Origin of the sequence: Pandoraea sp. ISTKB (assembly GCF_001721285.1) — a bacterium.
In the GTDB taxonomy this organism is placed as follows: Bacteria; Pseudomonadota; Gammaproteobacteria; order Burkholderiales; family Burkholderiaceae; genus Pandoraea; species Pandoraea capi.
In genome coordinates this window covers 72766-99521 of the sequence record NZ_MAOS01000035.1, presented here as the reverse complement: position 1 = coordinate 99521, position 26756 = coordinate 72766, and the positions used below count along the sequence as shown (strand labels likewise).

24 protein-coding genes are annotated in these 26756 nt (G+C 65.4%); 15 read left to right on the top strand and 9 right to left on the bottom strand.

Features of this window, described 5'->3' with window-relative positions; translation table 11 throughout:
• The first annotated feature begins 465 nt into the window (after positions 1-465).
• The 5 genes from A9762_RS13570 (at position 466) to trmB (ending at position 7160) form a co-directional block, all read left to right on the top strand.
• Positions 466-1272: a DUF3348 domain-containing protein gene (locus A9762_RS13570; RefSeq protein WP_069342538.1), complete on the top strand. Its 807-nt coding sequence runs from the start codon at positions 466-468 to the stop codon at positions 1270-1272.
• Entirely contained in the window at positions 1253-4489 is a 3237-nt protein-coding gene (locus A9762_RS13565) for a DUF802 domain-containing protein (protein WP_069342537.1), read from the top strand. Before A9762_RS13570 ends, A9762_RS13565 begins: the two co-directional genes overlap by 20 nt.
• On the top strand, positions 4486-5151 hold the full coding sequence (locus A9762_RS13560; protein WP_069342536.1) for an OmpA family protein: 666 nt from the start codon (positions 4486-4488) through the stop codon (positions 5149-5151). Before A9762_RS13565 ends, A9762_RS13560 begins: the two co-directional genes overlap by 4 nt.
• A 1-nt stretch (position 5152) precedes the next feature.
• On the top strand, positions 5153-6109 hold the full coding sequence (locus A9762_RS13555; RefSeq protein WP_170836235.1) for a DUF2894 domain-containing protein: 957 nt from the start codon (positions 5153-5155) through the stop codon (positions 6107-6109).
• Positions 6110-6326: 217 nt separating this feature from the next.
• On the top strand, positions 6327-7160 hold the full coding sequence (gene trmB / locus A9762_RS13550) for a tRNA (guanosine(46)-N7)-methyltransferase TrmB (RefSeq protein ID WP_069342535.1): 834 nt from the start codon (positions 6327-6329) through the stop codon (positions 7158-7160).
• 87 nt (positions 7161-7247) lie between these two features.
• Here trmB and A9762_RS13545 read toward each other — a convergent pair whose 3' ends face one another.
• From A9762_RS13545 to A9762_RS13530, 4 genes are all read right to left on the bottom strand, one after another.
• Entirely contained in the window at positions 7248-8090 is an 843-nt protein-coding gene (locus tag A9762_RS13545) for an undecaprenyl-diphosphate phosphatase (RefSeq protein WP_069342534.1), read from the bottom strand.
• A gap of 70 nt (positions 8091-8160) precedes the next feature.
• Entirely contained in the window at positions 8161-8691 is a 531-nt protein-coding gene (locus tag A9762_RS13540) for a DUF1439 domain-containing protein (protein WP_069342547.1), read from the bottom strand.
• 234 nt (positions 8692-8925) lie between these two features.
• Positions 8926-9189 carry a YkgJ family cysteine cluster protein gene (locus A9762_RS28545; protein WP_069342546.1) on the bottom strand — a complete coding sequence of 88 codons (264 nt, stop codon included), beginning with the start codon at positions 9187-9189 and terminating at the stop codon, positions 8926-8928.
• A gap of 141 nt (positions 9190-9330) precedes the next feature.
• The gene (locus tag A9762_RS13530; protein ID WP_069342533.1) at positions 9331-10113 is read right to left on the bottom strand and encodes an SDR family NAD(P)-dependent oxidoreductase; all 783 of its coding nucleotides are present in this window, start codon (positions 10111-10113) and stop codon (positions 9331-9333) included.
• A 97-nt stretch (positions 10114-10210) separates the two neighbouring features.
• Here A9762_RS13530 and A9762_RS13525 point away from each other — a divergent pair, with 97 nt between their 5' ends.
• The 4 genes from A9762_RS13525 (at position 10211) to A9762_RS13510 (ending at position 13788) form a co-directional block, all read left to right on the top strand.
• On the top strand, positions 10211-10942 hold the full coding sequence (locus A9762_RS13525) for a TetR/AcrR family transcriptional regulator (protein WP_069342532.1): 732 nt from the start codon (positions 10211-10213) through the stop codon (positions 10940-10942).
• Between the two features lie 160 nt (positions 10943-11102).
• Positions 11103-11771, top strand: coding sequence for a protein-L-isoaspartate O-methyltransferase (locus tag A9762_RS13520; RefSeq protein WP_069342531.1), 669 nt, complete (start codon positions 11103-11105; stop codon positions 11769-11771).
• Positions 11772-11919: 148 nt separating this feature from the next.
• Positions 11920-12243 carry a rhodanese-like domain-containing protein gene (locus A9762_RS13515; RefSeq protein WP_069342530.1) on the top strand — a complete coding sequence of 108 codons (324 nt, stop codon included), beginning with the start codon at positions 11920-11922 and terminating at the stop codon, positions 12241-12243.
• A 63-nt stretch (positions 12244-12306) separates the two neighbouring features.
• Complete coding sequence (locus A9762_RS13510) at positions 12307-13788, top strand: TolC family outer membrane protein (protein WP_069342545.1); 1482 nt, start codon at positions 12307-12309, stop codon at positions 13786-13788.
• A gap of 123 nt (positions 13789-13911) precedes the next feature.
• Here A9762_RS13510 and waaA read toward each other — a convergent pair whose 3' ends face one another.
• The 4 genes from waaA to A9762_RS13490 all read right to left on the bottom strand — a co-directional run bounded on the left by waaA (position 13912) and on the right by A9762_RS13490 (position 18677).
• Positions 13912-15222 carry a lipid IV(A) 3-deoxy-D-manno-octulosonic acid transferase gene (waaA, locus tag A9762_RS13505; protein WP_069342544.1) on the bottom strand — a complete coding sequence of 437 codons (1311 nt, stop codon included), beginning with the start codon at positions 15220-15222 and terminating at the stop codon, positions 13912-13914.
• A gap of 3 nt (positions 15223-15225) precedes the next feature.
• Positions 15226-16161 (bottom strand): Kdo hydroxylase family protein, encoded by a 936-nt coding sequence (locus A9762_RS13500; RefSeq protein ID WP_069342529.1) that lies wholly within the window; start codon positions 16159-16161, stop codon positions 15226-15228.
• A 5-nt stretch (positions 16162-16166) separates the two neighbouring features.
• Positions 16167-17126 carry a lipopolysaccharide heptosyltransferase I gene (waaC, locus tag A9762_RS13495; protein ID WP_240493552.1) on the bottom strand — a complete coding sequence of 320 codons (960 nt, stop codon included), beginning with the start codon at positions 17124-17126 and terminating at the stop codon, positions 16167-16169.
• Positions 17127-17279: 153 nt separating this feature from the next.
• Positions 17280-18677: a phosphomannomutase/phosphoglucomutase gene (locus A9762_RS13490; protein ID WP_069342527.1), complete on the bottom strand. Its 1398-nt coding sequence runs from the start codon at positions 18675-18677 to the stop codon at positions 17280-17282.
• A gap of 325 nt (positions 18678-19002) precedes the next feature.
• Here A9762_RS13490 and A9762_RS13485 point away from each other — a divergent pair, with 325 nt between their 5' ends.
• The 6 genes from A9762_RS13485 to A9762_RS13460 all read left to right on the top strand — a co-directional run bounded on the left by A9762_RS13485 (position 19003) and on the right by A9762_RS13460 (position 25894).
• Entirely contained in the window at positions 19003-20229 is a 1227-nt protein-coding gene (locus tag A9762_RS13485) for an oligosaccharide flippase family protein (RefSeq protein WP_069342526.1), read from the top strand.
• A 4-nt stretch (positions 20230-20233) separates the two neighbouring features.
• Positions 20234-21373, top strand: a complete 1140-nt coding sequence (locus A9762_RS13480; protein ID WP_069342525.1) for a glycosyltransferase family 4 protein — start codon at positions 20234-20236, stop codon at positions 21371-21373.
• Complete coding sequence (locus A9762_RS13475; RefSeq protein ID WP_069342524.1) at positions 21370-22530, top strand: glycosyltransferase; 1161 nt, start codon at positions 21370-21372, stop codon at positions 22528-22530. The genes A9762_RS13480 and A9762_RS13475 overlap by 4 nt, the downstream gene beginning before the upstream one ends.
• Before the next feature lie 19 nt (positions 22531-22549).
• The gene (locus A9762_RS13470; protein WP_069342543.1) at positions 22550-23704 is read left to right on the top strand and encodes a glycosyltransferase family 4 protein; all 1155 of its coding nucleotides are present in this window, start codon (positions 22550-22552) and stop codon (positions 23702-23704) included.
• Positions 23698-24789, top strand: a complete 1092-nt coding sequence (locus A9762_RS13465; protein ID WP_069342523.1) for a glycosyltransferase — start codon at positions 23698-23700, stop codon at positions 24787-24789. The genes A9762_RS13470 and A9762_RS13465 overlap by 7 nt, the downstream gene beginning before the upstream one ends.
• Before the next feature lie 94 nt (positions 24790-24883).
• Entirely contained in the window at positions 24884-25894 is a 1011-nt protein-coding gene (locus tag A9762_RS13460) for a symmetrical bis(5'-nucleosyl)-tetraphosphatase (RefSeq protein ID WP_069342522.1), read from the top strand.
• Between the two features lie 21 nt (positions 25895-25915).
• Here A9762_RS13460 and A9762_RS13455 read toward each other — a convergent pair whose 3' ends face one another.
• The gene (locus tag A9762_RS13455) at positions 25916-26746 is read right to left on the bottom strand and encodes a 1-acyl-sn-glycerol-3-phosphate acyltransferase (RefSeq protein WP_069342521.1); all 831 of its coding nucleotides are present in this window, start codon (positions 26744-26746) and stop codon (positions 25916-25918) included.
• Positions 26747-26756: the final 10 nt, after the last annotated feature.

The window sequence follows — 26756 nt, the reverse complement described above, 5'->3', positions numbered from 1 at the left end:
CACCAGTGCGTCGCAGATCGGTCCAATTGCACCCATGTCACACCTCCAGTCGATTCAGTTTGGTTGGTAATTCGTATCGGGTGATTTCAGAACAGCGCCATCACGTCGTTGATGAACTTTGCTACCGGGGCTGCCCGGCTAGCCCACGTTCCGACAACCACCAGTCCGTCGCAGATCGGTCCAATCAGAGCCATTTCACACCTCCAGTTTCGCTTCGTCGTTGTTGGGTCTTTGTTTCGTCGTTTCGCGTTTGCCGCGAGTTGTGTCAAAGATAAACCTCGGGTCCGGACCTGAAAACTGAGATAAATCACAGTCGATCCGCCGAACGATGAAAGTCCGCCACGACGTCTTCCAAAAGATGCCCAAACGCTCCGCTTCACGCCCGTCAAGCCCCGCCATACCGGGCAGTCGGCCGTCGGAAGGCGCGCGCAGTGTAAACTGCTGGGTTTTCGACCCCCCAGTGGAATGGTGCAAGTGTCCCGGCGTCCCGTTATCAGCGCCCCAACACTCATACGCTCGCTGGCCCGCCTGAGCTCGTTCGCGCCCCCTGAGGCCGCGCCGTCGCTCTCGGACCGCATGAGCCAGTGGCTGGGCTGGACCGACGCCATCGCGCTCTCGTCGGCCCTGAAAGCCAACCCGCCGGCGGCAACGCCCGGCGCGCGTTCGGCTGCGCAGGACCCGGCGAGCGCGCTCGCCACACTCGCCCGTGTGCGCGCCGAGCTGGCCGCCGCCATCGCCCGCGATTGCGGGCTGGCCGCAGCCCCCGGCGGGCAGATCCGTGCCCTGAGCGCCGCCGAACGTCAGCGCGCCGCGTCCTTCGCCGAATTTCCGGCGTATCGACAGCGCTACGCGACCTCGCAGCAGACGATGGATACGGCGATCAGCGCCCTGCGCACCCGCCTGCGGGCCCAATTGGCCACGCAGTCGCCGGACGCCGCCCGACTCGCCAGCGTCGACGCCGTGATGGAGCGCGTGATGGGCGCACGTGAGCGCACACTGCTTGCCAGCGTGCCGAATTTGCTCGAAGGGCATTTCGTGCGGCTACGCGACACGGAACAGGCGGCCATGGCCGCCCCGCGCGTGCCCGGCGCCCCGGCGCTGCCGCCGGCCGGCACGTGGCTCGACACCTTCCACCGGGATATGCAGAGCGTTTTGCTCGCGGAACTGGATATACGCCTGGAACCGATCGAAGGGCTGATCGCCGCCCTCGCCTCGGTAACTCCCGGCGAAAACGTTAGTGAACCCGGACAACATGACCCGTTACCTCGTTGATCTCGTTGCCTTTGTCGCAGGTCTGGCCGTCGTCGGCTGGATCGCCATCGGCTATGCCGGCACCAATACCCTCGCACTCGCCGTCGCGCTGCTGATCGCCGCCGTCTATCTGATCGGCGCGCTCGAACTCAAACGCTTCCATCAGTCGACGAACGCGCTCGCCCGTGCCGTCGGCGGCCTGAACGCCGCCCCCGCCTCGCTGCCCTCGTGGCTCGACACGCTGCCGGCCGGACTGCGTACCGCCGTGCGTTTGCGCGTGGAAGGCGAACGCGTCGGCCTGCCGGGCCCGGCCCTCACGCCGTACCTCGTCGGCCTGCTCGTGCTGCTCGGCATGCTCGGCACTTTCCTCGGCATGGCCGCCACGCTGCGCGGCACGGGTATCGCGCTCGAAGGCGCGACCGATCTGCAAGCGATCCGCGCTTCGCTCGCCTCGCCGGTCAAGGGCCTGGGCTTCGCCTTCGGGACGTCCGTCGCCGGTGTCGCCACGTCTGCCATGCTCGGCCTGCTCGCCGCCCTCGCCCGCAAGGAACGCGCGCAGGTCGTCCAGTCGCTCGACGCCCGCATCGTCACGACATTGCGCGGCTTCTCGCAGCAACATCAACGCGAGACCACGCTACAACTGCTTCAGCAGCAAGCGACGGTCATGCCCGCGCTCGTCGACCGTCTGCAAGACATGATGGCCGCGATGGAGCGCCAGAGTCAGGCGCTCGGCGAACGTCTGGTCGCGAATCAGGACGCGCTTCATGCCAAGACGGATGCCTCCTATGCGCAACTGACCAGCGCCATGCAGCAGTACCTGAAGGACAGCGTCGCCACCACGGCAAGTGCCGCCGGCGCGGCGATTCGTCCGGAAGTCGAAGCGACGATGGCCAGCCTCGCACGTGAAACCGCTACGTGGCACCAGACCGTCTCCGCCGCCGTGCAAGACCGCATGGACGGCCTGTCGGACCGCTTCGAAGCCACGACGACGCGTGTGGCCAGCGTCTGGAAAGATTCGCTCGACGCTCAATTGCGCACCAATGAATCGCTCGCAACCGATCTGCGCAGCGCCCTCGGCGACTTCACGCAGACGTTCGAAACCCGTTCGTCGCGACTGGTCGACGATGTCGCCACGCGTCTGGAAACGGCCACGGAACACGTCGGCAACGCCCATGCCGGTGTCGCCAAAACGTGGGAAGCATCGCTCGTCACGCAACAGCGCAGCCACGATGCGCTGGCTGAAAAGCTGGACAGCGCCCTCACGCAATTCGCACAGACCTTCGAGACACGCTCGGCCAAGCTGGTCGACGACGTCGCCACCCGCCTGGAAACCACGACGGGACAGGTCAACGCGGCCCACGCAGGCGTCGCCCAGACCTGGGAGACGTCGCTCGCCGCACAGCAGCGTGCCAACGATTCGCTGACCGACAACCTCGGCTCGGCCCTCACACAATTCGCGCAGACCTTCGAGACACGTTCGGCCAAGCTGGTCGACGACATCGCCGCCCGTCTGGAGACCACGACGGGACAAGTCAGCACCGCGCATGCGGGCATTGCGCAGACGTGGGAAACATCGCTCACCGCGCAACAGCAGACGAACGACGCCCTCGCCAAGGCACTCAGCGCCACGCTCGCGCAATTCACCGAATCGTTCCAGACGCGTTCCGCCGGTCTGCTGGCCGACATCACCACGCGACTCGACAACGCTACCGGCAGCATCGCCACCGCACAGACCACCGTGGCCGAAGCCTGGCAACAAGCGCTCGGCCAGCAGCAACAGTCGCACGATACGTTCACGCAATCGCTCGGCGCCGCACTGGAGCGTTTCGCTCAAACGTTCGAAGCCCGCTCAAGTGCACTGCTGGCGGATGTGGCCACCAAGCTCGACGCTGCGAGCGGCAACCTGAGCGGCGCGCACGAGCGCGTGGCGCAGGCATGGGACCAGTCGATCGCGTTGCAGCAACAGGCCAACGCTGCGCTGAACACCGAACTCTCTGCCGCGCTCACCCGCTTCACCGACACCTTCGAGCAGCGCGCCGTCCATCTGATCGACGGCGTGAGCCAGCGCACCGAAGGCGCGATGCACAGCGTGTCGGAGACGGCGGCTGTCGTATCCGGCGAATGGAAGCAGGCGATCACCGCGCAGCAGTCCGCCAACGACACCCTCGCCCGCGATCTCGCCGACGCCCTTGGCCGCTTTGCCGAGACGTTCGAATCGCGCGCGTCGCAACTGCTGCAAAGCGTCTCGTCGCAAATGGATTCGACGTCCGCCAACGTCGCACAGACGTGGCGCGACGCGGTCGCGGAACACGCCCGTACGAACGAGCGTCTGGCCGACGGCAACCAACAACTCGTGACGGCAACGACGCAGGCCTTCACCGAGCACAGCGCCTCACTGCTGCAAGCGCTCAGCGCCGCCAACACCGCGCACCACGACGCCACCGCCGAGCGCGAGACGCAGCGTCTGTCCGCGTGGACCGAAACGCTCGAAGGCACGCTCGCCACGTTGCGCTCGGAATGGCAGCAGGTCGGTGCGCAGACGGCAAGTCAGCAACAAGCCATCTGCGACACGCTCGCGCGCACGGCACTGGAAATGTCGGAGCAAACGCGCGCCAATGCGAGCGACACCATCGCGGAAATCTCGCGACTGGTGCAGACCGCCTCGGAAGCCCCGAAGGCCGCCGCCGAGATCATCGGCGAACTGCGTCAGAAGCTCTCGGACAGCATGGTGCGCGACAACGCCATGCTGGAAGAACGCTCGCGTCTGCTCGACACGCTGGGCACGCTGCTCGACACCGTCAAGCACGCGGGCAACGAACAACGCGCTGCCGTCGACGAACTGGTGACGACGTCCGCTCAACTGCTGGAACGCGCCGGTGCGAATCTGGGCGACGCCATCGCTGCGCAGACGGAGAAGCTGACGGAAGCATCGGCACAGGTCACGGGCAGCGTGATCGAGATCGCCAGCCTCGGCGACGCCTTCGGGGCGGCCGTACAGTCGTTCGGCGAATCGAACACGCAGTTGCTCGACCATCTGCAACGCATCGAGGCCGCGCTCGACAAGTCGATGGCGCGCAGCGACGAACAACTCGGCTACTACGTCGCGCAGGCTCGCGAAGTCGTGGAACTGAGCGTGATGTCGCAGAAGCAAATCCTGGAGAACCTTCAGGACATGGCGCAAACGCGGGCGCAAGCCGCGTCGCAGGCGAACGCACAACCGGGTAGCGTGGCAGCATGAGGGACGAATTCGACGCGGATATCGCGGACGGCGACGTCGGTGCCGCCGCGCCGACCTGGGCCGTCTTCGGCGATCTGATGTCGGTGATGCTCGGCGCGTTCGTGCTCATCATGCTGGGCGTGATCGGCGTGCAGATCGAGCTGTCCGCCAAGCTGGAGCGCGAAGTCAAGGAGCGTCAGGTCGAGACGCAACGACGCGAGACGCTGGAGAAGGCGCTTGCGGGGCCGCTTGCGGGTGGTCGCGTCACGCTGGTGAACGGTCGTATCGGCATCAGCGGGAACGTGCTGTTTGCGCTGAACTCGGACCAGTTGCAGCCGCAAGGTCGTGAAGTGCTGCGCAGTCTGGCCGCGCCGCTCACCGCCTATTTGCGCGCGAGCGATGAGATTCTCATGGTCAGCGGCTTCACCGACGACCAGCAGGTGCGTGAGACGAACCGTCGATTCGCGGACAACTGGGAGCTTTCGGCACAGCGCGCACTCACCGTCACGCGCGAATTGATCGCCGCGGGTGTGCCGCCGGCGTCCGTCTTCTCCGCCGCTTTCGGCTCGGAACAGCCGGTGACGTCGAACGCCGATGAAGCGGGGCGCGCGAAGAACCGTCGCGTGGAAATCGCACCGATGCCGCGCAGCAGTGCCAGTAGCGCAGGCAAGCCGAAGGCCTGACATGCCCGATACCGCCAAGGCACAGCCTCCGATGCGCGAAGCCGCAACGACTGCCGACAACACGGCGACACCCGATCGTCCGGACGATGTGCTGACGTCGGACGTCGAGACGCCGGCGCGTGCGGACGCGCCAATGTCGGACGATCAAGCTGCCCCCTTAGTCCCCTTAGTCCCCTTGGTCCCCCTCGCCCCCGACGCGATTGCCGCACAACTCGGCGCATGGCGCGACGGCGGTGTCGACAGGCGCGATCCGGCGCGGTTCCATCGTATCGAAGCACTCTCGCAGCGCTTGCAGGCCTATCGCGGAGAGGTGCGCCGCGTGCTGGAAACGCGTCTGGGCATGCTCGCGGCGGAACTCGCGAAGTCGCTCGGCGACACGCAGGCGTCGTCTGCAACCCGTGAGGCACCCGGCACAGCCTCGCCGCTCGCCGTGCTGACGACGGAAGTCACGCAACGCATTGGCGTGAGCGAGCGCCCTGCCCCGTCAACAGCCCCCCGTCCGCGTGGCCCCGCAGCGCCGGGCGTCACGGCTGTGCACACGCCTGCACCCGCTCAAGCGCAAGCGAACGCAACGGCATCCCCGAAGCGCCCCGTCACGCCGCCCGCGCCGGCGCCCGTGGCGATCACGCCCACGGTCATTGCGACCGACGACGCGTTCGAAGACCTCGACGTGCTCGAATACTTCCGCGAGACGTGGTCGAAGCTGAGTACCGACGGCAATCTGCGTCAATCGCTCGCGCAGGTGCCCGAAAACGCCGGACCGCTCAATTCCAGCCATCTCGTGCATCGTGCGCTGTCGCTCATGCACGACGTTTCCCCCGACTATCTGCGTCACTTTCTGCGCCACGCCGACGCCCTCTCGTGGCTCGAAGACATGGAAACCACGGGCGTTTTCGGCAACAAGAGTGCTGCACGGGTGGCAGCGAGCGCCAAGCCGTCGCGGGCCAAGGCGCGCTAAGCCACGACAGGCGCTGCAGCGCGCCGGGGGCGCTGCTGGCCGCCAACTTGCCAGTCAAGGGGGTTCCGGTGGATAATCGAGCCCGTTCCCGACGCCGCAGAGTGACCAACCGCGCGGGAAAATCCTTTGAAAAATCATCGTGTTGGACGCTGCGCATCACGCGCGCCGCACGCAGCACTCCTCGACAAGCCGTCGTCCCTGACGGCTTTTTGTTTCCATGACGAACCACGGACAACCGCCGGCTGACGACGCGCTCCCGGCCCACGACGACGCCGATCTCGACGCCTCGTCGACCCACGCCTCTCCCGATTCGGAAGACGACGCGCACGACGAGCACGACTCGCACTACGTTGGCCCGGACGGCGTGGCCCATCCGCGCCGCATCCGCAGTTTCGTGCGCCGCGCCGGACGCAGCTCGGAAGCGCAGAAGCGCGCCTTCGACGAACTCGGCCCGAAGTTCGTGCTGCCCTATGCCCCCGAGACACTCGACTGGCCGGCCGCATTCGAACGCGCCGATGCCCCGCGCATCCTCGAGATCGGTTTCGGCATGGGCGACGGTACCGCACACATCGCGAAGCTGCGCCCGAACGACGATTTCCTCGGTGTGGAAGTGCATGAACCGGGCGTGGGCGCGCTGCTCAAGCTCATCGGTACGACCCCGCTGTCCAACGTGCGCATCATCCAGCACGACGCGGTGGAAGTCGTCCAGCACATGCTCCCCGAAGGCTCGCTCGACGGCGTGCACGTCTTCTTCCCCGATCCGTGGCACAAGAAACGCCACCACAAGCGCCGCCTGCTGCAACCGCCGTTCGTGGCGCTGCTCGCGTCGCGTCTGAAGCCGGGCGGCTATCTGCACTGCGCGACGGACTGGCAGGAGTATGCCGAGCAGATGCTCGAAGTGCTCGGCGGCGAAGCGTCGCTGGAGAACACCAGCACTGACGCGAGCGGTTACGCACCGCGCCCGGACTATCGTCCCGTGACGAAGTTCGAAAACCGTGGCCTGCGTCTCGGTCACGGCGTGTGGGATCTGGTCTTCCGCAAGCGCGGCTGAACGCGACCGGACACCTCTCACACACCACGAAAAAGGGCACCCCACGGTGCCCTTTTTTCATGCCTTCGACGCTCAGCGTCCGGAAACTCAGTCCGCCCAGACCACCAACCCGCTGTACGCCGACGCCAGCACCACCAGACCGAACACGATCCGGTACCAGGCGAACGCCGTGAAGTCGTGCGACGCGATGTAACGCAGCAGCCAGCGCACGCAGATGAAGGCGCTGATGAACGCGAAGACGAAGCCGATGCCGAACAGGCCGAAGTCCGAGACTTCGAGCATCGAGCGCGACTTGTAGAGTTCGTAGATCGTCGCGCCGAACAGGATCGGAATCGCGAGGAAGAACGAGAACTCGGTCGCCACGCGACGCTCCAGCCCGAACATCATGCCGCCGATGATCGTCGCCCCCGATCGCGACGTGCCGGGCACCAGCGCGAGGCACTGTGCGAAGCCGACCTTCAGGGCGTCGATGGCGCTCAGGTCGTCGATCGAACGCACACGCGGCTGCTTGCCCGCCTCGACGTTACGACGGTTGTGACGCTCCACGAGCAGAATGATCACGCCGCCGACGATGAATGCCGTCGCCACCACCAGCGGATTGAACAGCACCGCCTTGATGTGCTTGCCGAACAGCAACCCCAGCACGATGGCCGGTATGCACGCGATGATGACGTTCACTGCGAAACGCCGCGCCTTCGCGTCGCTGCCCAGCCCGAACACCACCTGCGCGATCTTCGCGCGAAACTCCCAGCACACCGCGAGAATGGCGCCGAACTGGATCACGATGTCGAAGATCTTGCCTTTCTCGTCGTTGAAGTTCAGCAGGCTGCCCACAAGAATCAGGTGCCCGGTCGAAGAGATCGGCAGAAATTCGGTCAGGCCTTCGACGACACCGAGAATGACGGCTTTGAGCGCCAGCAACAAGTCCATGCAATGCGTTCCTGAAGAGTGATGAGAGAGGGAAATCTGCGTGAGAGGACGGTGAAAAGACAGCGAAGTATCAGCGCGTGTCGAACTTGACGTTCACGCCATGCGACAGCACGGTGATCGCCCCCGGCTGACGCATCGCGCCGCCGATGTTGAGCTGCTCGGGCTTGAACGTGTAGATCGGGGCGCCTTGCAACAACTGTGTCGCGATCAGTGCGCCCGCCGCGTTCAGCTGACGTGCCCAGCGCTCCGGCAATCCGTCGATGGTGAAGGTCTCGACCTCCGGGTCCTGCAACACGACGGACAGCGTGGCCGGGTCGTACGCGAGCGCACTGTCGATGGCGAGCGTGCCCGTGAGCGGTGCGCCGCCGAGCGGATGCGTGACGGTCGCATCGACAGCCACGGCCAGCCGGTTGCGCTCGGGCAACAGCGTCAGGCGCGGATGCGACAGGTTGACGTCGAGCACCGCCAGCACACGACGGTCGAACGGGAACTTGCGTTCGAGCGCGCGCTGCAACTGGCTCTCGGAGAAGGTGTAATCGTTACCGAACGGCAGGCCCGCACACGCGGCGAGGCCCATGGCGAGCGCCGCAGCGCCGGTCATCGTCAACCAGCGGCGGCGGGCGTGGACGGTGTGGGACTCAGTCCCATCGCACTGCCGACGATCGTCCGAGTCTTGAAGAGTTTGAGGAGTGTTACCCGGCATGAGGCGTTCCGCTTCAGGGCGTCCAGCGCCCGACACGCGCGACTATAGCACTCGCCTGTGACACGGCTCCACGTCGACCTAAGCCTGCCTGATGTCATCCTGATAACCGTCAACGGTGCGCCAGAGATACGCTCAGGCGGCCATCGGCGCGGTCATCGCTTCCAGTGCCGATAACCAGGCAATGGCCTGCGCGCGATCCTCGCCACACATCTCCCGCGACGGCTGCAACGAACCGCAAACGGCCGGACGCTGCGGGCTGCCGAAGATCCGGCAACGGTCGTCGTCATCGAGCTGCACGCAACGCGTGTTCGCCGGCTTGCCGTTCGGCATGCCGGGAATGGGCGTCGAAATCGAAGGCGCGATGCAGCAGGCCGCGCAATGGGGTCGGCAGTTCATGAACAGTACAGGGGGATGCTGGCCGGTGAGGCGAATGACGCCGTCCGCTCGGGACGACGTCTCAGGGCCGCGCATTTTACCGCGAGTGTCGCGTTGGACGTCGGAAGGGGGCAAATGCTATCGACATGGTCATGCAAGGACTTACCAGGGCAGATCGCCCTTGAGATCGAAGAAGCCCCCCGTGACCGGGCCACGTTCTCCGAGCGCGACGATCACTACGCTGCGCACGCCGTCTGCCAGCCCCTGACGCGCGCGCTTGCCGCTCGCGTCCGTCGTCAGATCGGCAGGTGCGCCCGGATCGACCGAGTTCACCGTGATCGACGTCTCACGCAACGTCTGCGACAACTGCACCGTCAGCATGTTGAGTGCCGCCTTCGAGGCGTTGAACCCGATTTGCCGGAATGCCGCGTGCTCCCACGCCGGATCGTTGTTTTGTGCGAGCGAGCCGAGACCGCTCGACACGTTGACGATACGCGCGCCTTCCGAGCGCGACAGCCACGGCAGCATGGCCTGCGTCACGCGCAACGTGCCGAAGAAGTTGGTCTGGAAGACCCGCTCCACCGCTTCGATGGACGCCTTCTCCGGCGTGTCGTCGCGCGGATCGGTCACGCCGGCGTTGTTCACCAGCACGTCCAGACGCCCGTGATAGCGGCCGATTCGATACGCCGCCGCATGCAGCGTCTCCGGACGCAGCAGATCCAGCACCAGCGCCTCCGCCTGAAAACCCGCCTTGCGCAGCGGCGCGACGACTTCGTCGCCCTTCGCCTCTTCGCGTGCGCCCACCAGCACCGTCATGCCCGCCTCGGCCAGCTCGCGCGCGACTTCCTGTCCGATTCCCCGGGTCGCGCCGGTCACCAGCGCCACTTTTCCCACATGGCGTTCGGCGTCCTCGCGCACCACATTCTCGATAGCGTCCCGTTTCATCACTGCTCCCGTCGAATTCCCTTTGTTCTGCGCCCGACCGCACGCAAATTTGTTAGCATCGAGTTTATGAAGAATCCTTCAGATTTTCTATTCGCATATGAAACCGGCCGGCCGATCCCCCGCAACGCCCCGTAAATCACCGCAGCAGGCGCGTTCGCGCGTCACCATCGACGCCATTTTCGAAGCCGCGCTTCAGGTTTTGCTGCTCGATGGCGGGCGTCAACTGACCACGACACGCGTTGCCGAGCGTGCTGGCGTGTCCGTGGGCACCCTGTATCAGTACTTCCAGAACAAGCAGGTGCTGCTGTACGCCGTGCTGGAGCGCCACATCGACCGGATCGTCGAGACGGTCGAGCAGACGTGTCAGGGCGCGCACGGCCAGGCGCTGGACGTGATGGCGCGCGAGCTGGCGACGGCGTACGTCGGCGCCAAGATGCGCGATATCGAGGAAGCGCAGGCGCTGTACCGGCTTTCCGAGGATCTGGACGGACGCGAGGTGTTTTCGCATGCGGCGGCGCGTATGCACGCGGCAGTCGTCGGCATGCTCCGGACAGCGCATAACGCGCGTTTCGACGATCCCGAGACGGTCGCCTTCGTCTTTCTGAACTCGATGACCGGCCCGATCAAGGCGATTCTGGAAAATCGTGCGCCGGCCGGCACCTGCCATGAGACGCTTTCCCGCCAGATCGCCGACCAGATGGCGACGATGTGCGGTGCTTATTTGCAGTGCGTCGCACGCTGTACCGCCGAGGATTCACGCGGTGTTGCGCCCGATGGGGCGCCGGCAGTGGCACTTGAAGTACCGCCCCTGCCCGAGCCTGCCGCCTGAGTCGGATCGTCACGTCATCGCCGTTGGTCGGCCGACATATTCCCCCGCAATCGTTCCGAATTGCGGCAAAAGTTCACGCATCAACATGACTGCCGCCCGGAACTGGTAAAATGCCGGGTTGTGTTTGCCTCGTTTGCCATACTACCCACGAGTAATCGAAATGAATTACGAACAGGCCCGCTTTAACATGATCGAGCAGCAGATCCGTCCCTGGGACGTGCTCGACCAGGAAGTGCTCAAGCTGCTGGAAGTCGTCAAGCGCGAAGATTTCGTGCCGGCGGCACTGCGCGAGATCGCGTTCACGGATGTGGAACTGCCGCTCCCGGGCGCCTCGATTCCCAACGAAAGCCAGCATATGTTGTTCCCGCGCGTGGAAGCGCGCATTATGCAAGCGCTTGCGCCGAAGAAGAACGAGAACGTGCTCGAAATCGGCACGGGCTCGGGCTACATGGCCGCGCTGCTGGCGTATAACGCGCATCACGTCACGACCGTCGAGTTCGACGCGAACCTCGCGCAGAGCGCCCAGCAGACGCTGCGCGCCAATGGCGTGACCAACGTGGAAGTCGTCAACGCCGACGGCGCGCAGGGCTGGAGCGCTGCCGCACCGTACGACGTGATCGCCATCTCCGGCGCACTGCCCGAACTGCCGCAAGCCTTCCTGAACCAGTTGAAGGTCGGTGGCCGTCTGGCCGCATTCATCGGCGGCAGCCCGGTCATGGAAGCGTTGCTGATCACGCGCGTGTCCGAGACCGAATACCGCACCGACAACCTGTTCGAGACGCAAGTGACCTATCTGGTCGCGCCGCATCCGTCGAGCTTCAAGTTCTAAGCCCGGCGACCGGGCCGGCGGGCGGTTCATTCACGGACTGCACGCCCCCGGATGCCGCGAGCGGACCGGTTCCGCGTACCTTCGTTTGGGGACGAACGTACGAGCGAACGAGAACCGGACGCCATCGATTCGTCACACGTAGAACATCATGCAAAACATTACACCGGCGCAATTGGCCCAGTGGCTCGCGGATGGGGAACGCGGCCAACCCACGCTCCTCGACGTGCGTGAGGATTGGGAAGTGCAGACCTGCCACATCGCCCAGAGCAAGAACGTGCCGCTCGGCGACGTGCCCGCCCGTCTGACCGAACTGGACGCCGACGCGCCCATCGTGTGCATCTGCCATCACGGCATGCGCAGCGCCCGCGCCGCAATGTTTCTGGAACAACAAGGCTTTTCTCAGCTGTTCAATCTGGACGGCGGTATCGATGCCTGGGCTCGCCAGGTCGATCCGTCGATGCCGACCTACTGAGCCAGGGCCGTGCGCCCCCCGAGGTTTGCCGCGCGACAGCGCGTGGCCAGCCGTGCGCCTGCCATGCGCACCCATTCTGCGAGCGCCGTCGTCTGCACGATGGCGTTCTCGGCCGTCATTGCCTTCATGGGTTACGCGGCACCCGCCGGCGCCACCGACCTGCTCCGGCTCTACAGCGAAGCGCAAAATCGCGACGCCCTGATTGCCAGCGCCCGCTCGGCCTACCTCGCCAACATCGAAGCGTTGCCGCAAGCGCGTGCCGCCCTGCTGCCGCAAGTCACCGCGCGCTGGGGGTCCGTCAATACGCACTACGGCTCGGGCAACATTTCGAACACGTTTGGCAGCAGCGGCTACAGTCTGGCGTTGACGCAGCCCATCTTCCACTGGGATAGCTGGCAGTCGTATCAGCAAGGAAAGCTGACGGTCGCGAGCGCCGAAGCGGCATTCGCACAAGCGCAGCAGGATCTGATTCTGCGTGTGGCGACTGCCTACTTCGACGTGCTCGCCGCACAGGACGATCTCGCGCTCGCCGGCACGCACAAGCAGGCCATTGCCGAGCAACTGGCGTCCGCGAAGCGCAACTTCGAAGTCGGCAACGCGACCATCGTCGACGCCAACGAAGCGCAAGCCAGCTTCGATCAGGCCACCGCGCAGGAAATCGCCGCGCAGAATACGCTCGACGTGCGCCGCGCCGCGTTCGCACGCATCGTGGGACATCAGGTCGGCTCGCTCGCCACTTTGCGCGCCGGCTCGACGCTGCCGTCGCCCGAACCGAACAACGTCGCCGACTGGGTCACGCAGGCCGAGCAGTCCAATTACGGCGTGCAGTTGCAAGCGCTCACGCTGGAGATTGCGCGACGCGAGACGTCCAAAGCCAAGTCGGGCTATATGCCGTCGGTCGATCTGGTCGCGGCCGGCGCGCACTCGAACGTCGGTAACGCCAACAGCCTGCTTACTTCCGCGATGTCGAGTCCGTCGAGTCAGGGAACCGGGCCGAGTTCTGCCGGGCAGATCGGCATTCAGATCAGTATCCCGATCTTCTCGGGCGGCTCGGTGCAGAGCAAGATGCGCCAGACGCTCGCGCTGGAAGACAAGGCGCAGAGCGATCTGGACGATGCGCGACGACTCGCCGTGCTCGGTGCACGCACGTCGTATCTCGGCGTGTCGAGCGGACTGGCGCAGGTCAAGGCGCTGGAAGCGGCCGAGCAATCGGCGCAATCGTCGGTCGCGTCGAACAAGCTCGGCTATCAGGTCGGCATTCGTATTAACGCCGACGTGCTCAACGCCGAAGACAAACTGTTCACCACCCGACGCGATCTCGCCAAGGCACGCTACAGCACGCTGCTCTCCAGCCTGCAACTGAAGGCCAGCGCCGCCACGCTCGTGGATACCGATTTGCAGTTGCTCAATGCGCTGCTCACGGAGAATCCGGACGCCTCCGCCGCCATGGCAGGCGCGCGTGGCGAGGCGACACCAGCCAACGCCGGTGCGGGATTGCCGGAACGCGGTGTGCGCCCCGGGACGACAGCGCCGCTGCGTCGCTGACGGTCACACCGGCCCGGCAACGCTCACCCGTCATCCGCACGCCAACAAAAAAGCCTCGCATCGCCATTGCGGCATGCGAGGCTTTTTTGAGGTTCCGACGTTCGATGCGACGTCGGCAGGACATCACTCCTGCGGCACGACAATGCTTCCCGTATCGAGCCAGCGCCCGAGTGCGGTGACGGTACGCGCCGTCGCCCCCTGATGCTGCTTCGCGAACAACAACGCCGCCGTGCGCATCGCGAGCCGCTTGTCGTCGTCGATCAGCAGTTCGGCCATGGTCGACGCGAGCTCACCGGCATCGCTCACCCGGCGTGCCGCCCCTGCCGCCAGCGCATTGTCACTGGCTTGCGTGAAGTTGAACATGTGCGGACCGAAGACGACGGGGGTGCCCGCCGCACAGGCTTCGATCAGGTTCTGACCGCCCAACGGCAGCAGACTGCCGCCGATGAACGCCACGTCGACCGCCGAGAAGTACGCCGCCATCTCGCCCATCGAATCGCCAAGCACGACGTCGACATCCGCGGGCAACGGCGTGTCGTCGTCCGGCCAGACACTGCGTCGCACATAGTTCAGACGCACCTTCTCCAGCATCGCCGCCACTTCGTCGAACCGCTGCGGGTGACGCGGCACCAGCACCAGCAACGAACGGCGACCCACGTCGGACGCTGCGGAGAGCATCGCGCGCGCCTGTAGCACGAGTGCTTCCTCACCGTCACGCGTACTGGCCGCGAGCCACACCTTGCGCTCGCCGAAGCGTTCGCGCCAGCGCGCGCCCAACGCGAGCAGCGCGGGCGGCGGCGTCATGTCGAACTTGAGGTTGCCCATCACGTCGACGTCGCTCGCCCCCAGCATGCGCAGGCGTTCGGCATCGGCATCGCTTTGCGCCAGCACGCGGCTGAACCCGCCGAAGACAGGTCGCGCCGCACCACCGAAGCGCGCCGCGCGACGGAACGAACGCGCCGACATGCGGGCATTGGTCAGCACCAGCGGTACGCCGTCTTCCTGACACGTGAAGATGAGATTCGGCCAGACTTCCGTCTCCATCACGACACCGACACTCGGCCGCCAGTGCTTCAGGAAACGCCGGATCGGGCCGACCATGTCGTAGGGCAGATAGCAACGCAACACGCGATCGCCGAACAGGCCCTCGCCCGTGGCGCGGCCCGTCGGCGTCATGTGCGTGAGCAGCACGCCGTGCGCGGGATAGCGTTCGATCAGTGCGTCGATGAGCGGCTGTGCGGCGCGCGTCTCACCGACGGAGACGGCGTGCACCCAGATGAGCGGACGGCCGGTGTATGGCGGCGTGCGGTAAAAGCCGAAGCGTTCCCCGATGTGACGGCGATAGCCCGGTTCGAAGCGGCCGCGCCACCACAGACGAATCACCGCCAGCGGTGCGACGATCCACCAGAGCGCGCGATAGACGAGACGCAGCAACATTCAGATCAGTGCCCGATGCGTGAGACGTTGCAGGACAGCCAGCGGCGAGCATTCAGGATGCACCATCGCGTCGGCCGGCAGGAAGAAGGTCTGCTCCATCATGAACTGCCCCGACATCACGGCGTGCGACGTCTGATCCGAGAAGCAGATCCATACGCTACCCGGCGGGAACGGCATGGTCTGCTGACCGGCGTCGCGCTGATACCCCATATCGGCCTTCATGCCATCGTGCAGATGCAGCATGATGTGGTCGTAGCCACTGCGCGGACGCTTGGTGATGCCCACGGCGTTTTGCAGCCACGCCGAGCCCGGCCACTGCGTCGGGACTTTCGGCAGGAAGCGCTTCGCCACCGCTTCGAACGGCTCGCCCACACGCCACACGCGCGGTTGCCCGGCCGGATTGATGTTGGTGAACACGCGCAGAATGCGCTCGCCGTAATTCGGACGCGACGGGAAGGCATCGACGTGCAGACGGCTGTCGTCCTTGCGCCACGACGTCTGACGCGTCTCGACCTGATGCAGCCGCAGACTCGTCGGTGCCGCGCGCAGCTTGCCGCGATACTCCGGCATCAACCCGTCGATCAGACTGCACGCCTGCGTGTAGTAGCGCTTGACCAGTGCGTGCACAGCGCGCTGCGTGGCGTCGTCGGCGGCCACGCCCACGAGCACGTCGGTCTTCGGATCCAGGCTGATGTTCTTGCGCTTCGGGTCGGCAATGGCCGGATCGAGCAGACGTTGCTCGGCGGCGTCGAGCGCGAAGGCCAGATGCGGAAAGTACAGCACCTTGCCCGCTTCGACATCGGCGACCAGCGCCTCGCGCGAGACGGGGAGTTGTCCGCCCTGCCAGTCGCCGGACGCCACGGTCACGATCTGGCTGTCCTCATCGGTGGAAACCGCCGGGCGAGCCTCGTTTTCCGTATTCACGTGTGGATTCATGCGAGTCAGTCCTCCTCGGACGCAGCGGCGCCAGCCGTCACCGGCGCAAGCGATGGCGCCAGCTCGCGCACGGCATCGCGCACTTGCGCGAGCGTCGGCTTGTGTTCGGCGTCGCCGAGATTGACGATGCGCGGCGACCAGAATCCCCCGGTACGCCACGCGGTGCTGAAATTGTATAGCTCGATGGTGGGACGGTTCAGCGCTGCGGCAATATGTACCAAACCGGTATCCACACCAACGGTGATCGCCCCGCGATCGATGAGGCCGACGACCTGCGACAGGTTCATCTTCGGCGGCACCCACGCCGCATCGCCCAGCGCCGCCGCCAGTCGCAGCGACACGTCACGCTCGGCAGCACTACCCCACGGCAGCACGATCAGGAAGCCCTGCGACGCCAGATCGCGTCCCAGCGCAATCCAGTCGTCTTCCGGCCAGGTCTTGTCGTCGCGCGACGTCGCGTGCACGAACACCGCATACGGACGATCGGGACACTGGCTGTGGTCCGCCCGCTCGGTCGCAATGCCGAAGTCGATCTCGCCCGGCACCTTGAAGCCCAGCGCCTGCGCCACGAGCAAACGCGAGCGCGTGACCACGTGCGTGTGCGGTTCGATGTGCACCATATGCTGGTACAGATACCGCACCGGCCATTCGTAACTGGCGCCTTCGGTGCGATTACCCAGTCCCCAGACCGCACCGCGCGCAGTGCGCGCGATCCAGCCGGTCTTGACCAGACCTTGCGTGTCGATCACGTAGTCGTAAGGGATTTCGCGCAGGGCACGGCGAAATGTGCCGATTTCCTGCCAGGTGCGCGCGGCGAACGGCTTTTTGCGCCAGCGGCGTAAGGCAAAGGGAATGACCCGGCGCACACCGCGCACGAGTTTGACGAGGTCGACGAATCCCTCTTCCACGACCCAGTCGATCTGGGCATCGGGGTACTGGCGCAGGATGTCCTGCACCACGGGCATGTTATGGACGACGTCGCCGAGCGACGAGACTTTGACGATCAGAACCTGCAACCGAACGCCCCGGCGGTTCGGCCGGGCCTCGTGAGCAAAACCGCGATTTTACCCCGACCCGGCCCGCCGATCATGATTGTCCTCGCCGTCCGGCAGACGGTCTCAGAACGGCAGCTTGGCGTCCGGCTTGACCGCCAGGATGGCGCGACGGAAATCGTCCTGAATGCGCTTGATCGCCGCATCGCTGTCGGCCTCGAAACGCAGCACGACGACCGGCGTGGTGTTCGACGAACGCGCCAGCCCGAAACCGTCCGGATATTCGACACGAACGCCGTCGATCTTGACGATGTCCTGTGCCCCCTCGAACTTGGCCGTCTCGCGCAGCTTGTCGATCAGCGCGAAGTTCTCGCCCTCGGCCAGCGGAATCTGCAACTCCGGCGTCGAGATCGAGTTCGGCAGGGCGTTGAGCACTGCGCTCGGATCGGCCGACTTCGACAGGATTTCGAGCAGACGTGCGCCCGTGTAGAGGCCGTCGTCGAAACCGTACCAACGGTCCTTGAAGAACACGTGGCCGCTCATTTCGCCCGCCAGCGGTGCGCCCGTTTCCTTGAGCTTGGCCTTGACCAGCGAGTGGCCCGTCTTCCACATGAGCGGCTCGCCGCCATGCTGACGCACCCAGCTCGCGAGATTACGCGTGCACTTCACGTCGTAGATGATTTTCTCGCCCGGATTGCGGCTCAGCACCTCGGCGGCGAAGAGCATCAACTGACGATCCGGATAGATGATCTGGCCGTCCTTGGTGACCACGCCGAGACGATCGCCGTCGCCGTCGAACGCCAGACCGATTTCCGCATCCGTCGTTTGCAGCGTGCGGATCAGATCCTGAAGGTTTTCCGGATGGGCCGGGTCCGGATGGTGATTCGGGAAGGTGCCGTCGACGTCGCAGAACAGTTCGATGACTTCGCAGCCGAGCGCGTGGAACAGCGCCGGCGCGTAGGCGCCTGCGACACCGTTGCCGCAGTCCACGACGATCTTCATCGGACGCGCAAGATGCACGTCGTTGGCGATACGCGAACGATACGATTCGCCGATCTCGTCAGCGGTGTAGGTGCCCTGCCCGGTCTCGAAGTCCTGTGCCTCGATCAGCTTGGCGAGGCCCTGAATCGCGTCGCCATAGATCGCGCGCCCGCGCAGGACCATCTTGAAACCGTTGTAGTCGGGCGGGTTGTGGCTGCCCGTGACCATGATGCCGGAGTCGACGACGCGACCGTGCAGCGTCACGTTCGTCGCGAAATACACCATCGGCGTGACGACGACGCCGATATCGACCACATCGACGCCCGCTGCGCGCAGGCCGTCGGCCAATGCGCCGACCAGTTCGGGGCCGGAGAGGCGACCGTCGCGGCCGACGACGACGGCATTGCCGTCCTCGCGACGCAGTGCGGTGCCGAAGGCGCGTCCGATCAGATGCGCGACGTTGGCATCCAGCGTCTTGCCGACGATGCCGCGAATGTCGTATGCCTTGAAAATCGCAGGCGAAACTTGCGTGGTTTGCGTCATGGGAAAGCGTCTCTCGGAAACGAGGGGGAGATTTTGGCTTGAAAGTGCAAAGCCCGAAAAATGCAAGGACGTGCAAGGACGCCACAAACATCGAATCCCGGCGGGAAGCCCGGCCGGGAGCGGCTGCATTACGCTAAAATTATACGGGACTTCGCCGCACTGCGGCATTTCCCCAAACCCTTGTCAGCCTGCGCCTACATTCGCCTGAACCGTCGTCATCCGACGAATGGCACAAGCCCCGACAGCCCAGTTTCGTATCACCCGCACCGGCCTCACCAGGCCGGTTTTGCTTATCTTGAGAACGAGTGAGACGCGCGAGCGCCGCATGCCCTACCGAACGTACCGGACCATCTTCCGCAACATCCTCTGGATGCTGACCGAGCGCGGCGCACAGATCGCCGGCGGCATCGCGGTCTCCGGCCTGCTCGCCCGCAGTCTGGGCGCCGCACAGTTCGGCCTGTTTCAGTACGCGCAATCGCTCGTCTTCCTCGCGGCCTCGCTCACCCTGCTGTGCGGCAGCGAAGTCGTGGTGCCGCGTCTGGTCGGCAAGCCCGAAGGTGAACAACGCACGGTCATCGCGCATGCGTTCGTGCTGCGTCTGGCGGCTGCGGCCGTCGCTTATACGATCCTCACGATCTACGTCGTCGGATTCGCCGAATCGAATCTGGTGGCCGTGACGCTGTGGCTCGGCGTCGCCCTCTGGTTCCGCGAACCCTCGGGCATCGTGATTGCCTGGCTGCAAGCGCGCACCTTCAACCGGCCCAGCGTGACGGCCAACCTCTGTGGCCTCGGCGTGAAGCTCGCGCTCGTCGGCGTGCTGTTCGTCACGCACGCGGACGTGACGGCCTTCGCCGTCGTCTACGCCGTCGAGGCCGTCGTCGCCGCTGCGCTGCTCGTACGCTATTACCTCAAGCATTCGCCGAAGACGCCGATCGTCTGGCGTCGCTCGCTGCTGCTCGGACTGCTCACCAGCGGCGCCACGTTCTGGGGCGGGCTGATGCTCATGATTCTGTTCAAGCGCATCGATCAGCTCGTGCTCAAACCGATCATTCCGCTGGCGGAACTCGGCGCTTACGCCGCCGCCATGCAGATCACGGAAAACTTCGTGCTCGTGGCGCCGATCATCGCGAATTCGATCGCCCCGCAACTCATCTTTCAGACGACGGACAACGCGACGGCCCGCCGTAACACCGTGCGCGCCGTATGGCTGATGGTCGCCGCAGGGGCGAGTCTGGCCGTGCCGATCGCCTTGCTCGCGCCGTGGATCGTCCATCTGATCTATGGCGCAGGCTTCGCCGAATCGGCGCAGATCCTGCGCATCTCCGCGTTGATGGGGATTCTCGTGTTCGCCGACGCCGCGCTGAACCTCACGCTCATCCGGCGTGGCGCCGGGCGCTGGGTCATCGCGAAATGGCTGTGCGCCGCCGTGGTCGCATTCGTGGTCGTGCGCAGTCTGGCGCCGCAGCTCGGCGCGTTCGCCGGTGCGTTGGGCTACGGCGCGGGCTATGCCGCTGCGCTGGTGCTCGGCGTATGGCTCTTGCGACGGGACTGACGCGATGACGCTCATCGATTCGCTCAAGTCGCCGGACGGCCCCCGCACCGTCTGCCTGTTCACCGGCACGCTCGCAGCCTTTGCCGGCGCGGAACGCGCGACCGCTACGCTCGCCAATGCCCTCGCCGCGCGCGGCCATCGCGTGCACGTGCTGTCGCTGTGGGGCAATACCCCCGTCTTCCCGCTATCGCCCGGCGTTTCGCACCACGCGATGTTTGCCGAGCGCGTCGCGTTCAAACATCACTACCTGTCGATCGTGTGTCAGGTCAGGCGCTATGTGCGCGAGCATGGCATCGAGGTCATGGTGGACGTCGATCCGATGCTCGCCCTCTACACCGTGCCCGCCACGTTGGGCCTGCCGATCCGGCGCATCGCCTGGGAACACAGCACGTACGCGAGCGACCTCGGCCGTCGTGCCCGTCGATGGGCGCGTGCGCTCGCGGCGCGTCGTTACGACGCCGTCGTCGTGCTCACCGACGCCGACCGTCATGCGTGGCAAACGCATCATCCCCGCGCCCGCGCGCAGTTCGTCACGCTCCCGAATCCCCTCGGCATCCCGATGCCGGAGGCGGCCCCCGAACATGGCGACGAACGCTGCGTGCTGGCTGTCGGTCGTCTCGTGCCCGAGAAGGGCTTCGACCGATTGATCGACGCATGGGCGCGTATCGCGCACGACGCGCCGGGCTGGCAAGTGCGCATCGTCGGTGACGGCCCGCTGCGCGACGCACTGCTCACGCAGGCGCGCGACGTGGGCGTTGCCGACTCGGTGCAGGTGTTGCCCGCCGTGGCCGATATCGGCCAGCACTACGCGAAGGCATCGATCTACTGCCTGCCGTCGCGACGCGAGAGCTTCGGCCTCGTGCTGATCGAAGCGAAGGCCTACGCACTGCCCATCGTGGCTTATGCCGCCGATGCCGGACCGCGCGCCCTGCTGCATCACGAGACCGATAGTCTCGTCGTGCAGGACGGCGATATTCCCGCGCTGGCCGACGCACTGCGCCGGTTGACGGACGACGCAGCACTGCGCCGTCGACTGGGACTGGCGGGATACGCGCACGCGCAGGACTTTCGCGCAGATGCCATCGCGGCACGCTGGGAAGCCCTGTGGCAAGACGCCGGACGAACCCTCTCGGAGGCGCGATGAAAATCGTTCTGTTCGTGACCGGTCTGCAACTCGGCGGCGCGGAGACGCAGGTCGCCGATCTTGCGCGCGGCTTTCTCGCACGCGGCCACGACGTCACGCTGATCTCCGTGACCGGTCCGTGCACGATCGCGCTGCCGCAATCGCCGCGCTTCACGCTCATCGAGCTTAAGGCGGGCAAATCGCCGGGCGCACTGCTCGGCGCGATGTTCCGGTTCGTGGCCTATCTGCGCGAATGGCAACCCGATGTCGTGCACGCGCACATGGTCCACGCCAATCTGATGGCGCGCGTGGCGCGATGGTTCGTCAGGATGCCGGTCCTTGTGAGCAGCGCGCACAGCCGCAACGAAGGCGGTCGCGCCCGCATGCTGGCCTATCGGCTGACCGACCGGTGGACAGACCTGACGACCAACGTCAGCGATGACGCCGTCGCCGCATTCGTCGCCCAGGGCGCCGCTCCCGCCGAACGCATCGTGAGCATGCCCAACGGCATCGACACGCGGCGTTACCGTCCGGACGCGCAAGTGCGCTCGCATTGGCGCGAAATGCTGCTGGGACAGAAACAAGCCGATGTCGATGCCAGCACCAACGCCAACGCCGCAACGCCCATCGTCTTCGCCGCTGGCCGGATGGTGGAAGCGAAGGACTATCCGACGTTGATCGACGCCTTCGCACACGTGCTGAACACGCTGCCGGACGCCCGACTGTTCATCGCAGGCGATGGGCCGCTGCGCACGCAGATACAAGCGCGCGTGGAAGCGAGGGGCGTCTCAGATGCCGCGACGCTGCTCGGTCGTCGCAACGACGTGGCGCAACTGATGTGCGCGGCTGACCTCTACGTGATGTCGTCGGCCTGGGAAGGACTGCCGCTCGTCATCGGCGAGGCGATGGCCAGCGGCCTGCCGATCGTGTCGACCGACTGCGGTGGCGTGCGCGAGCTGACCGGCGAGACCCGTCACAACACCCTGGTCCCTGTCGGCGATGCCGGTGCGCTCGGCGACGCGCTGCTGCATCACCTGCGCGCCGCGCCGGATGAGCGTCTCGCGGCCGGTGACGCGAATCGACAACGCATCGACGAGCGCTACTCACTCGACGCCATCGTCACGCGATGGATTGAAACGTATACGAGCCTGCGTGACGCACGTCGCGCAGGCGTCTGACTCCACCGGCACATCGTCAATGTCATCTCCGGTTCTGCTCTGCTCCAACACCTTCTGGTCGATCTACAACTTCCGGCGGGGACCGATCGCGGCGATGCTCGCGGCCGGTCATCCGGTCCATGTCGCAGCCCCCGACGACGAATTCGCGCTCAAACTCGCGCAGATGGGGTGCGTCGTGCATCGGGTGCCGATGTCGGCCAAGGGGCAAAACCCGCTGCAGGACCTCGGATTGATGTGGCGCCTCTACCGGCTCTATCGGCAAGTGCGTCCGGCGGTCATCTTCCACTACACGATCAAGCCGAATATTTACGGCGCCATCGCGGCGCGCTTCGCCCGGATTCCCGCTGTGTCGATGACGACCGGCCTCGGCTATGTCTTCATTCGCGAGTCGCTGACCACGCGTCTGGCACGCCAGCTCTATCGCGTGGCGTTCCGGCATACGCTCGAGAACTGGTTCCTGAACGTGGAGGATCATCGCGCGTTCGTCGACGGCGGGCTCGTCGCGCTCGCCAAGACACGTCTGCTGCCGGGCGAAGGCGTCGATCTGACGCACTTCGCCAGAGCGCCCTGGCCATCGTCGGCAGCCGCGTCAGAAACCCCGCCCGACGCGCCACCGTCCCCCATGCGCTTTCTGCTCATTGCGCGTCTGCTGCGCGACAAAGGGGTGATGGAGTATGTCGAAGCCGCGCGCACGCTGCGTGCCGAGATGCCTCACCTGACGTTCCAGATCCTCGGGGCGGCAGACGTCGAAAACCCCACGGCGATCTCCCGCGCCGAAGTCGATGCGTGGCAGCGTGAGGGGGTGATCGAGTATCTCGGCACGACCGGCGACGTGCGCCCGTTCATCGCGAATGCGCATTGCGTGGTGCTGCCGTCGTACCGAGAAGGTCTGTCGCGTACCTTGCTGGAAGCGGCCGCCATGGGCCGCCCGCTGGTCGCTACCGACGTGCCGGGGTGTCGCGACGTCATCGACGACGGCGTCACCGGTCATCTCGTGCCGGCGCGCGACGCCTCGGCGCTGACCGCGTGCCTGCGCCGCACCGCGCTGACGCCTTCGACGTCGCTCAAGCAAATGGGCGATGCCGGGCGTGCTAAAGTAGCGCGCGAATTCGACGAACACGTCGTCATTGCAGAGTATTTTCGGATTCTCGGATCCCTTCCCGCATCATGCTGAGTCTCGCCATCGCCCTCGTCGTGTCGTTTGTCGCGACGCTGCTCATCGTCCGCTACGCGCACGTGCACTCCCGCTTCTCCGGCGATAGCGACGTTGCCGGGGTGCAGAAGTTTCACGTGCGTCCCGTGCCGCGCATCGGCGGCGTGGGCATTCTCGCCGGTCTGCTCGTCTCGGCCACCGCGCTCGGTCTGTCGTACCCCACGGTGTCGCGCGACATCCTTCTGCTCGTGGCGTGCGGCCTGCCCGCCTTTCTGTCCGGCTTCATCGAAGACCTGACCAAGAAGGTCACGCCGACGGTCCGACTGGTCTGCACGATGTTCGCCGCGCTGCTGGCGTGGCTGGTGCTCGACATCCACATCACCCGCGTCGACATCGGCATGGCCGACCGGGCGCTGGTCATGGCCGCGATCTCCGTGCCGCTCACCGTGCTGTGTGTGGCCGGCATGGCCAATGCCGTCAACATCATCGACGGCTTCAACGGCCTCGCAGCGATGGTAGCGATGATCATGTTCGCCTCGCTCGGCTATGTCGGCTTTCAGGTGCAGGACCCGATCGTGCTCACCACGTCGATGATCATGGTCGGCGCCATCCTCGGCTTCTTCATCTTCAATTTCCCCGGCGGGCTGATCTTCCTGGGAGACGGCGGCGCGTATTTCCTCGGCTTCATGCTGGCGGAAATCGCCATTCTGCTGGTCATGCGCAATCCGCAGGTGTCGCCGTGGTATCCCGCACTGATGGTGATCTATCCCGCGTTCGAAGTCTGTTTCTCGATTTATCGTAAGCGGTTCGTGCGGGGCATTTCGCCCGGCATTCCCGACGGCGTGCATCTGCATATGCTCGTCTACAAGCGGTTGATGCGCTGGGCTGCGGGCGCCCGCACGGCCAGCGCGCTGACCCAGCGCAATTCCTTGACCTCTCCCTATCTTTGGCTGCTATGCTTGCTGGCAGTGATCCCGGCGACGGTTTTCTGGCGGCATAGCGTGGTGCTGGCACTGTGCTGCGTCGCCTTCATGGTGACGTACGTGTGGCTGTATCTGAGCATCGTCCGCTTCAAAGCGCCGCGCTGGCTGATCTACAAGAAATGAATGACCACGGGGGGCGACGCACCGAAGGTGCGCGACCGCGGCACACGGTATCCCCCTGATCGGGACAACAAGACAAGACAGCGCCACCAACGCGATGCGTAACATTTATGCCATCGGCGACCTGCAAGGTTGCCAAACGTCGTTTGAACAACTGCTTGCGCGCCTGCCGCAGGAGGCAGATCTCTGGCTCGCCGGCGATCTCATCAATCGCGGCCCGCGCTCGCTCGACACGCTGCGTCAGGTCATCGCGCTGGGCGATCGTGTCACCGCCGTGCTCGGCAACCACGACCTGCATCTGCTGGCGGTCGCCGCCGGGGTGCGTCAGGCGCACGGCAGCGATACCCTCGACGACATTCTCAACGCCCCCGACCGCGACGCCCTCATCGACTGGGTTCGCCGGCAACCGTTGGCACACTTTGCACACGGGCACCTGATGGTGCACGCCGGGGTGCTGCCGCAATGGGATGCCGAGCAAGTCGTCTCGCTCGCGCGCGATGTGCAAACGCAATTGCGCGGCCCGGACTGGAAGACGTTTCTCTCGCGTATGTTCGGCAACCAGCCGGATCAATGGCAGGCGGACCTCAGTGACGAAGACCGTCGGCGTCTCACGATCAACGCGCTCACGCGCATGCGCTTTTGCAGTGCCGACGGACGCATCGACTTCAAGATCAAGGAAGGCGCGGACGCCGCCACCGACGCCCTGAAGCCGTGGTTCGACGCGCCGGGCCGACGCACGTCCAACGTCACGATGGTCTTCGGCCATTGGTCGGCCCTCGGACTGGTGATGCGCGACAACGTGCTCGGACTCGATACGGGGTGCGTGTGGGGCGGCAAGCTCACGGCCGTGAAGCTCGCGGCATCCCCGGCGGATCGGGAGTTAATTCAGATCGACTGCCCGCAGATCCGCGATCCGCTCGCATTGAGCGACAAGAAGCGCAGCAAGATGAAGACGGCCGACAAGGCCGAAGATGCCTTCAAAGCCGCCAAGGCCGAGAAGCTCGACAAGTTTGGCAAGGCCGCCCGCAAGCAGGAAAAGCTGGAGAAGGCGGCGAAAGCGGATAAGACTGACAAGACGGATAAGGCCGCGAAACGCAAAGGCGAGTGATCGCCGGAGCGCGGCTTTATTTCAGACCTGAAGCGCCCGCGCGGCGTCGTCTTCTTCGTCGCCCAGCGTCGACGTACGTGACCCGACAGCGCCCGTCTCCGGCAGCACCGCTTCGGGCAGGAAACCCTGTAACGCCGCACCGACTGCCTGCTGTGCACCCAGCGTGAACTCGCGGCGATGCTGTCCCTCCTGCGGATACTGCGGTGCGCCGATCGACAGACGTACCGTCATCGGCGGCGCCTTCAGAATCATGTCGATGGACTCGATCAGGCTCGTCTCGCCGATGTACGCCGGCGCCATCGTATGACGTCCGCTCGCCGCGTCGGTATAGAACAGGCACATCGGCTGCACCGGCTTGCCCGTCGACACCGGGGCTTGCAGCAAATTCGCGTGGAACGGCAACAGGCTGCGGCCGTCCGTCGTCGTGCCTTCGGGGAAGACCGTGATGATGTCGCCGTCACGCAGGCAATCGGACAGGTAATGCATGATGCGGCGCGCATCCGCACGACGCTCGCGTTGCAGGAAGATCGTGCGCGTCTGCACGCACAGCCAGCCGACCAGCGGCCAGTGACGAATCTCGGCCTTCGCGACGAAGCGCACCGGTTGCCACGCATTGAGCGCGAAGATGTCGATCCACGACACGTGATTGCACAGCAGCATCACGCCGCCTTCCGGCACCGGGGCATGCTGCTCGACTTCGAGACGCATGCCGCACAACTTCAGCAGCTTCTGCGACCACGCGCGAATGCGACGGTCCTTCTGCGCTTGCGACAGAAACGGGAACAGGATCGCCGCGGTCAACATACCGCGCGCGAGGTGCAGGCCCAGACGAAGTTTTTTGATCAACAGCACGGCAATCGCA

What these genes read in the sequence shown, in the direction of transcription:
- A9762_RS13570 (WP_069342538.1), top strand. Translation starts at nt 466, where the DNA reads ATGGTGCAAGTGTCCCGGCGTCCCGTTATCAGCGCCCCAACACTCATA.
- A9762_RS13565 (WP_069342537.1), top strand. Translation starts at nt 1,253, where the DNA reads ATGACCCGTTACCTCGTTGATCTCGTTGCCTTTGTCGCAGGTCTGGCC.
- A9762_RS13560 (WP_069342536.1), top strand. Translation starts at nt 4,486, where the DNA reads ATGAGGGACGAATTCGACGCGGATATCGCGGACGGCGACGTCGGTGCC.
- A9762_RS13555 (WP_170836235.1), top strand. Translation starts at nt 5,153, where the DNA reads ATGCCCGATACCGCCAAGGCACAGCCTCCGATGCGCGAAGCCGCAACG.
- trmB (WP_069342535.1), top strand. Translation starts at nt 6,327, where the DNA reads ATGACGAACCACGGACAACCGCCGGCTGACGACGCGCTCCCGGCCCAC.
- A9762_RS13545 (WP_069342534.1), bottom strand. Translation starts at nt 8,090, where the DNA reads ATGGACTTGTTGCTGGCGCTCAAAGCCGTCATTCTCGGTGTCGTCGAA.
- A9762_RS13540 (WP_069342547.1), bottom strand. Translation starts at nt 8,691, where the DNA reads ATGACCGGCGCTGCGGCGCTCGCCATGGGCCTCGCCGCGTGTGCGGGC.
- A9762_RS28545 (WP_069342546.1), bottom strand. Translation starts at nt 9,189, where the DNA reads ATGAACTGCCGACCCCATTGCGCGGCCTGCTGCATCGCGCCTTCGATT.
- A9762_RS13530 (WP_069342533.1), bottom strand. Translation starts at nt 10,113, where the DNA reads ATGAAACGGGACGCTATCGAGAATGTGGTGCGCGAGGACGCCGAACGC.
- A9762_RS13525 (WP_069342532.1), top strand. Translation starts at nt 10,211, where the DNA reads ATGAAACCGGCCGGCCGATCCCCCGCAACGCCCCGTAAATCACCGCAG.
- A9762_RS13520 (WP_069342531.1), top strand. Translation starts at nt 11,103, where the DNA reads ATGAATTACGAACAGGCCCGCTTTAACATGATCGAGCAGCAGATCCGT.
- A9762_RS13515 (WP_069342530.1), top strand. Translation starts at nt 11,920, where the DNA reads ATGCAAAACATTACACCGGCGCAATTGGCCCAGTGGCTCGCGGATGGG.
- A9762_RS13510 (WP_069342545.1), top strand. Translation starts at nt 12,307, where the DNA reads ATGCGCACCCATTCTGCGAGCGCCGTCGTCTGCACGATGGCGTTCTCG.
- A9762_RS13500 (WP_069342529.1), bottom strand. Translation starts at nt 16,161, where the DNA reads ATGAATCCACACGTGAATACGGAAAACGAGGCTCGCCCGGCGGTTTCC.
- waaC (WP_240493552.1), bottom strand. Translation starts at nt 17,126, where the DNA reads ATGCCCGTGGTGCAGGACATCCTGCGCCAGTACCCCGATGCCCAGATC.
- A9762_RS13490 (WP_069342527.1), bottom strand. Translation starts at nt 18,677, where the DNA reads ATGACGCAAACCACGCAAGTTTCGCCTGCGATTTTCAAGGCATACGAC.
- A9762_RS13485 (WP_069342526.1), top strand. Translation starts at nt 19,003, where the DNA reads ATGCCCTACCGAACGTACCGGACCATCTTCCGCAACATCCTCTGGATG.
- A9762_RS13480 (WP_069342525.1), top strand. Translation starts at nt 20,234, where the DNA reads ATGACGCTCATCGATTCGCTCAAGTCGCCGGACGGCCCCCGCACCGTC.
- A9762_RS13475 (WP_069342524.1), top strand. Translation starts at nt 21,370, where the DNA reads ATGAAAATCGTTCTGTTCGTGACCGGTCTGCAACTCGGCGGCGCGGAG.
- A9762_RS13470 (WP_069342543.1), top strand. Translation starts at nt 22,550, where the DNA reads ATGTCATCTCCGGTTCTGCTCTGCTCCAACACCTTCTGGTCGATCTAC.
- A9762_RS13465 (WP_069342523.1), top strand. Translation starts at nt 23,698, where the DNA reads ATGCTGAGTCTCGCCATCGCCCTCGTCGTGTCGTTTGTCGCGACGCTG.
- A9762_RS13460 (WP_069342522.1), top strand. Translation starts at nt 24,884, where the DNA reads ATGCGTAACATTTATGCCATCGGCGACCTGCAAGGTTGCCAAACGTCG.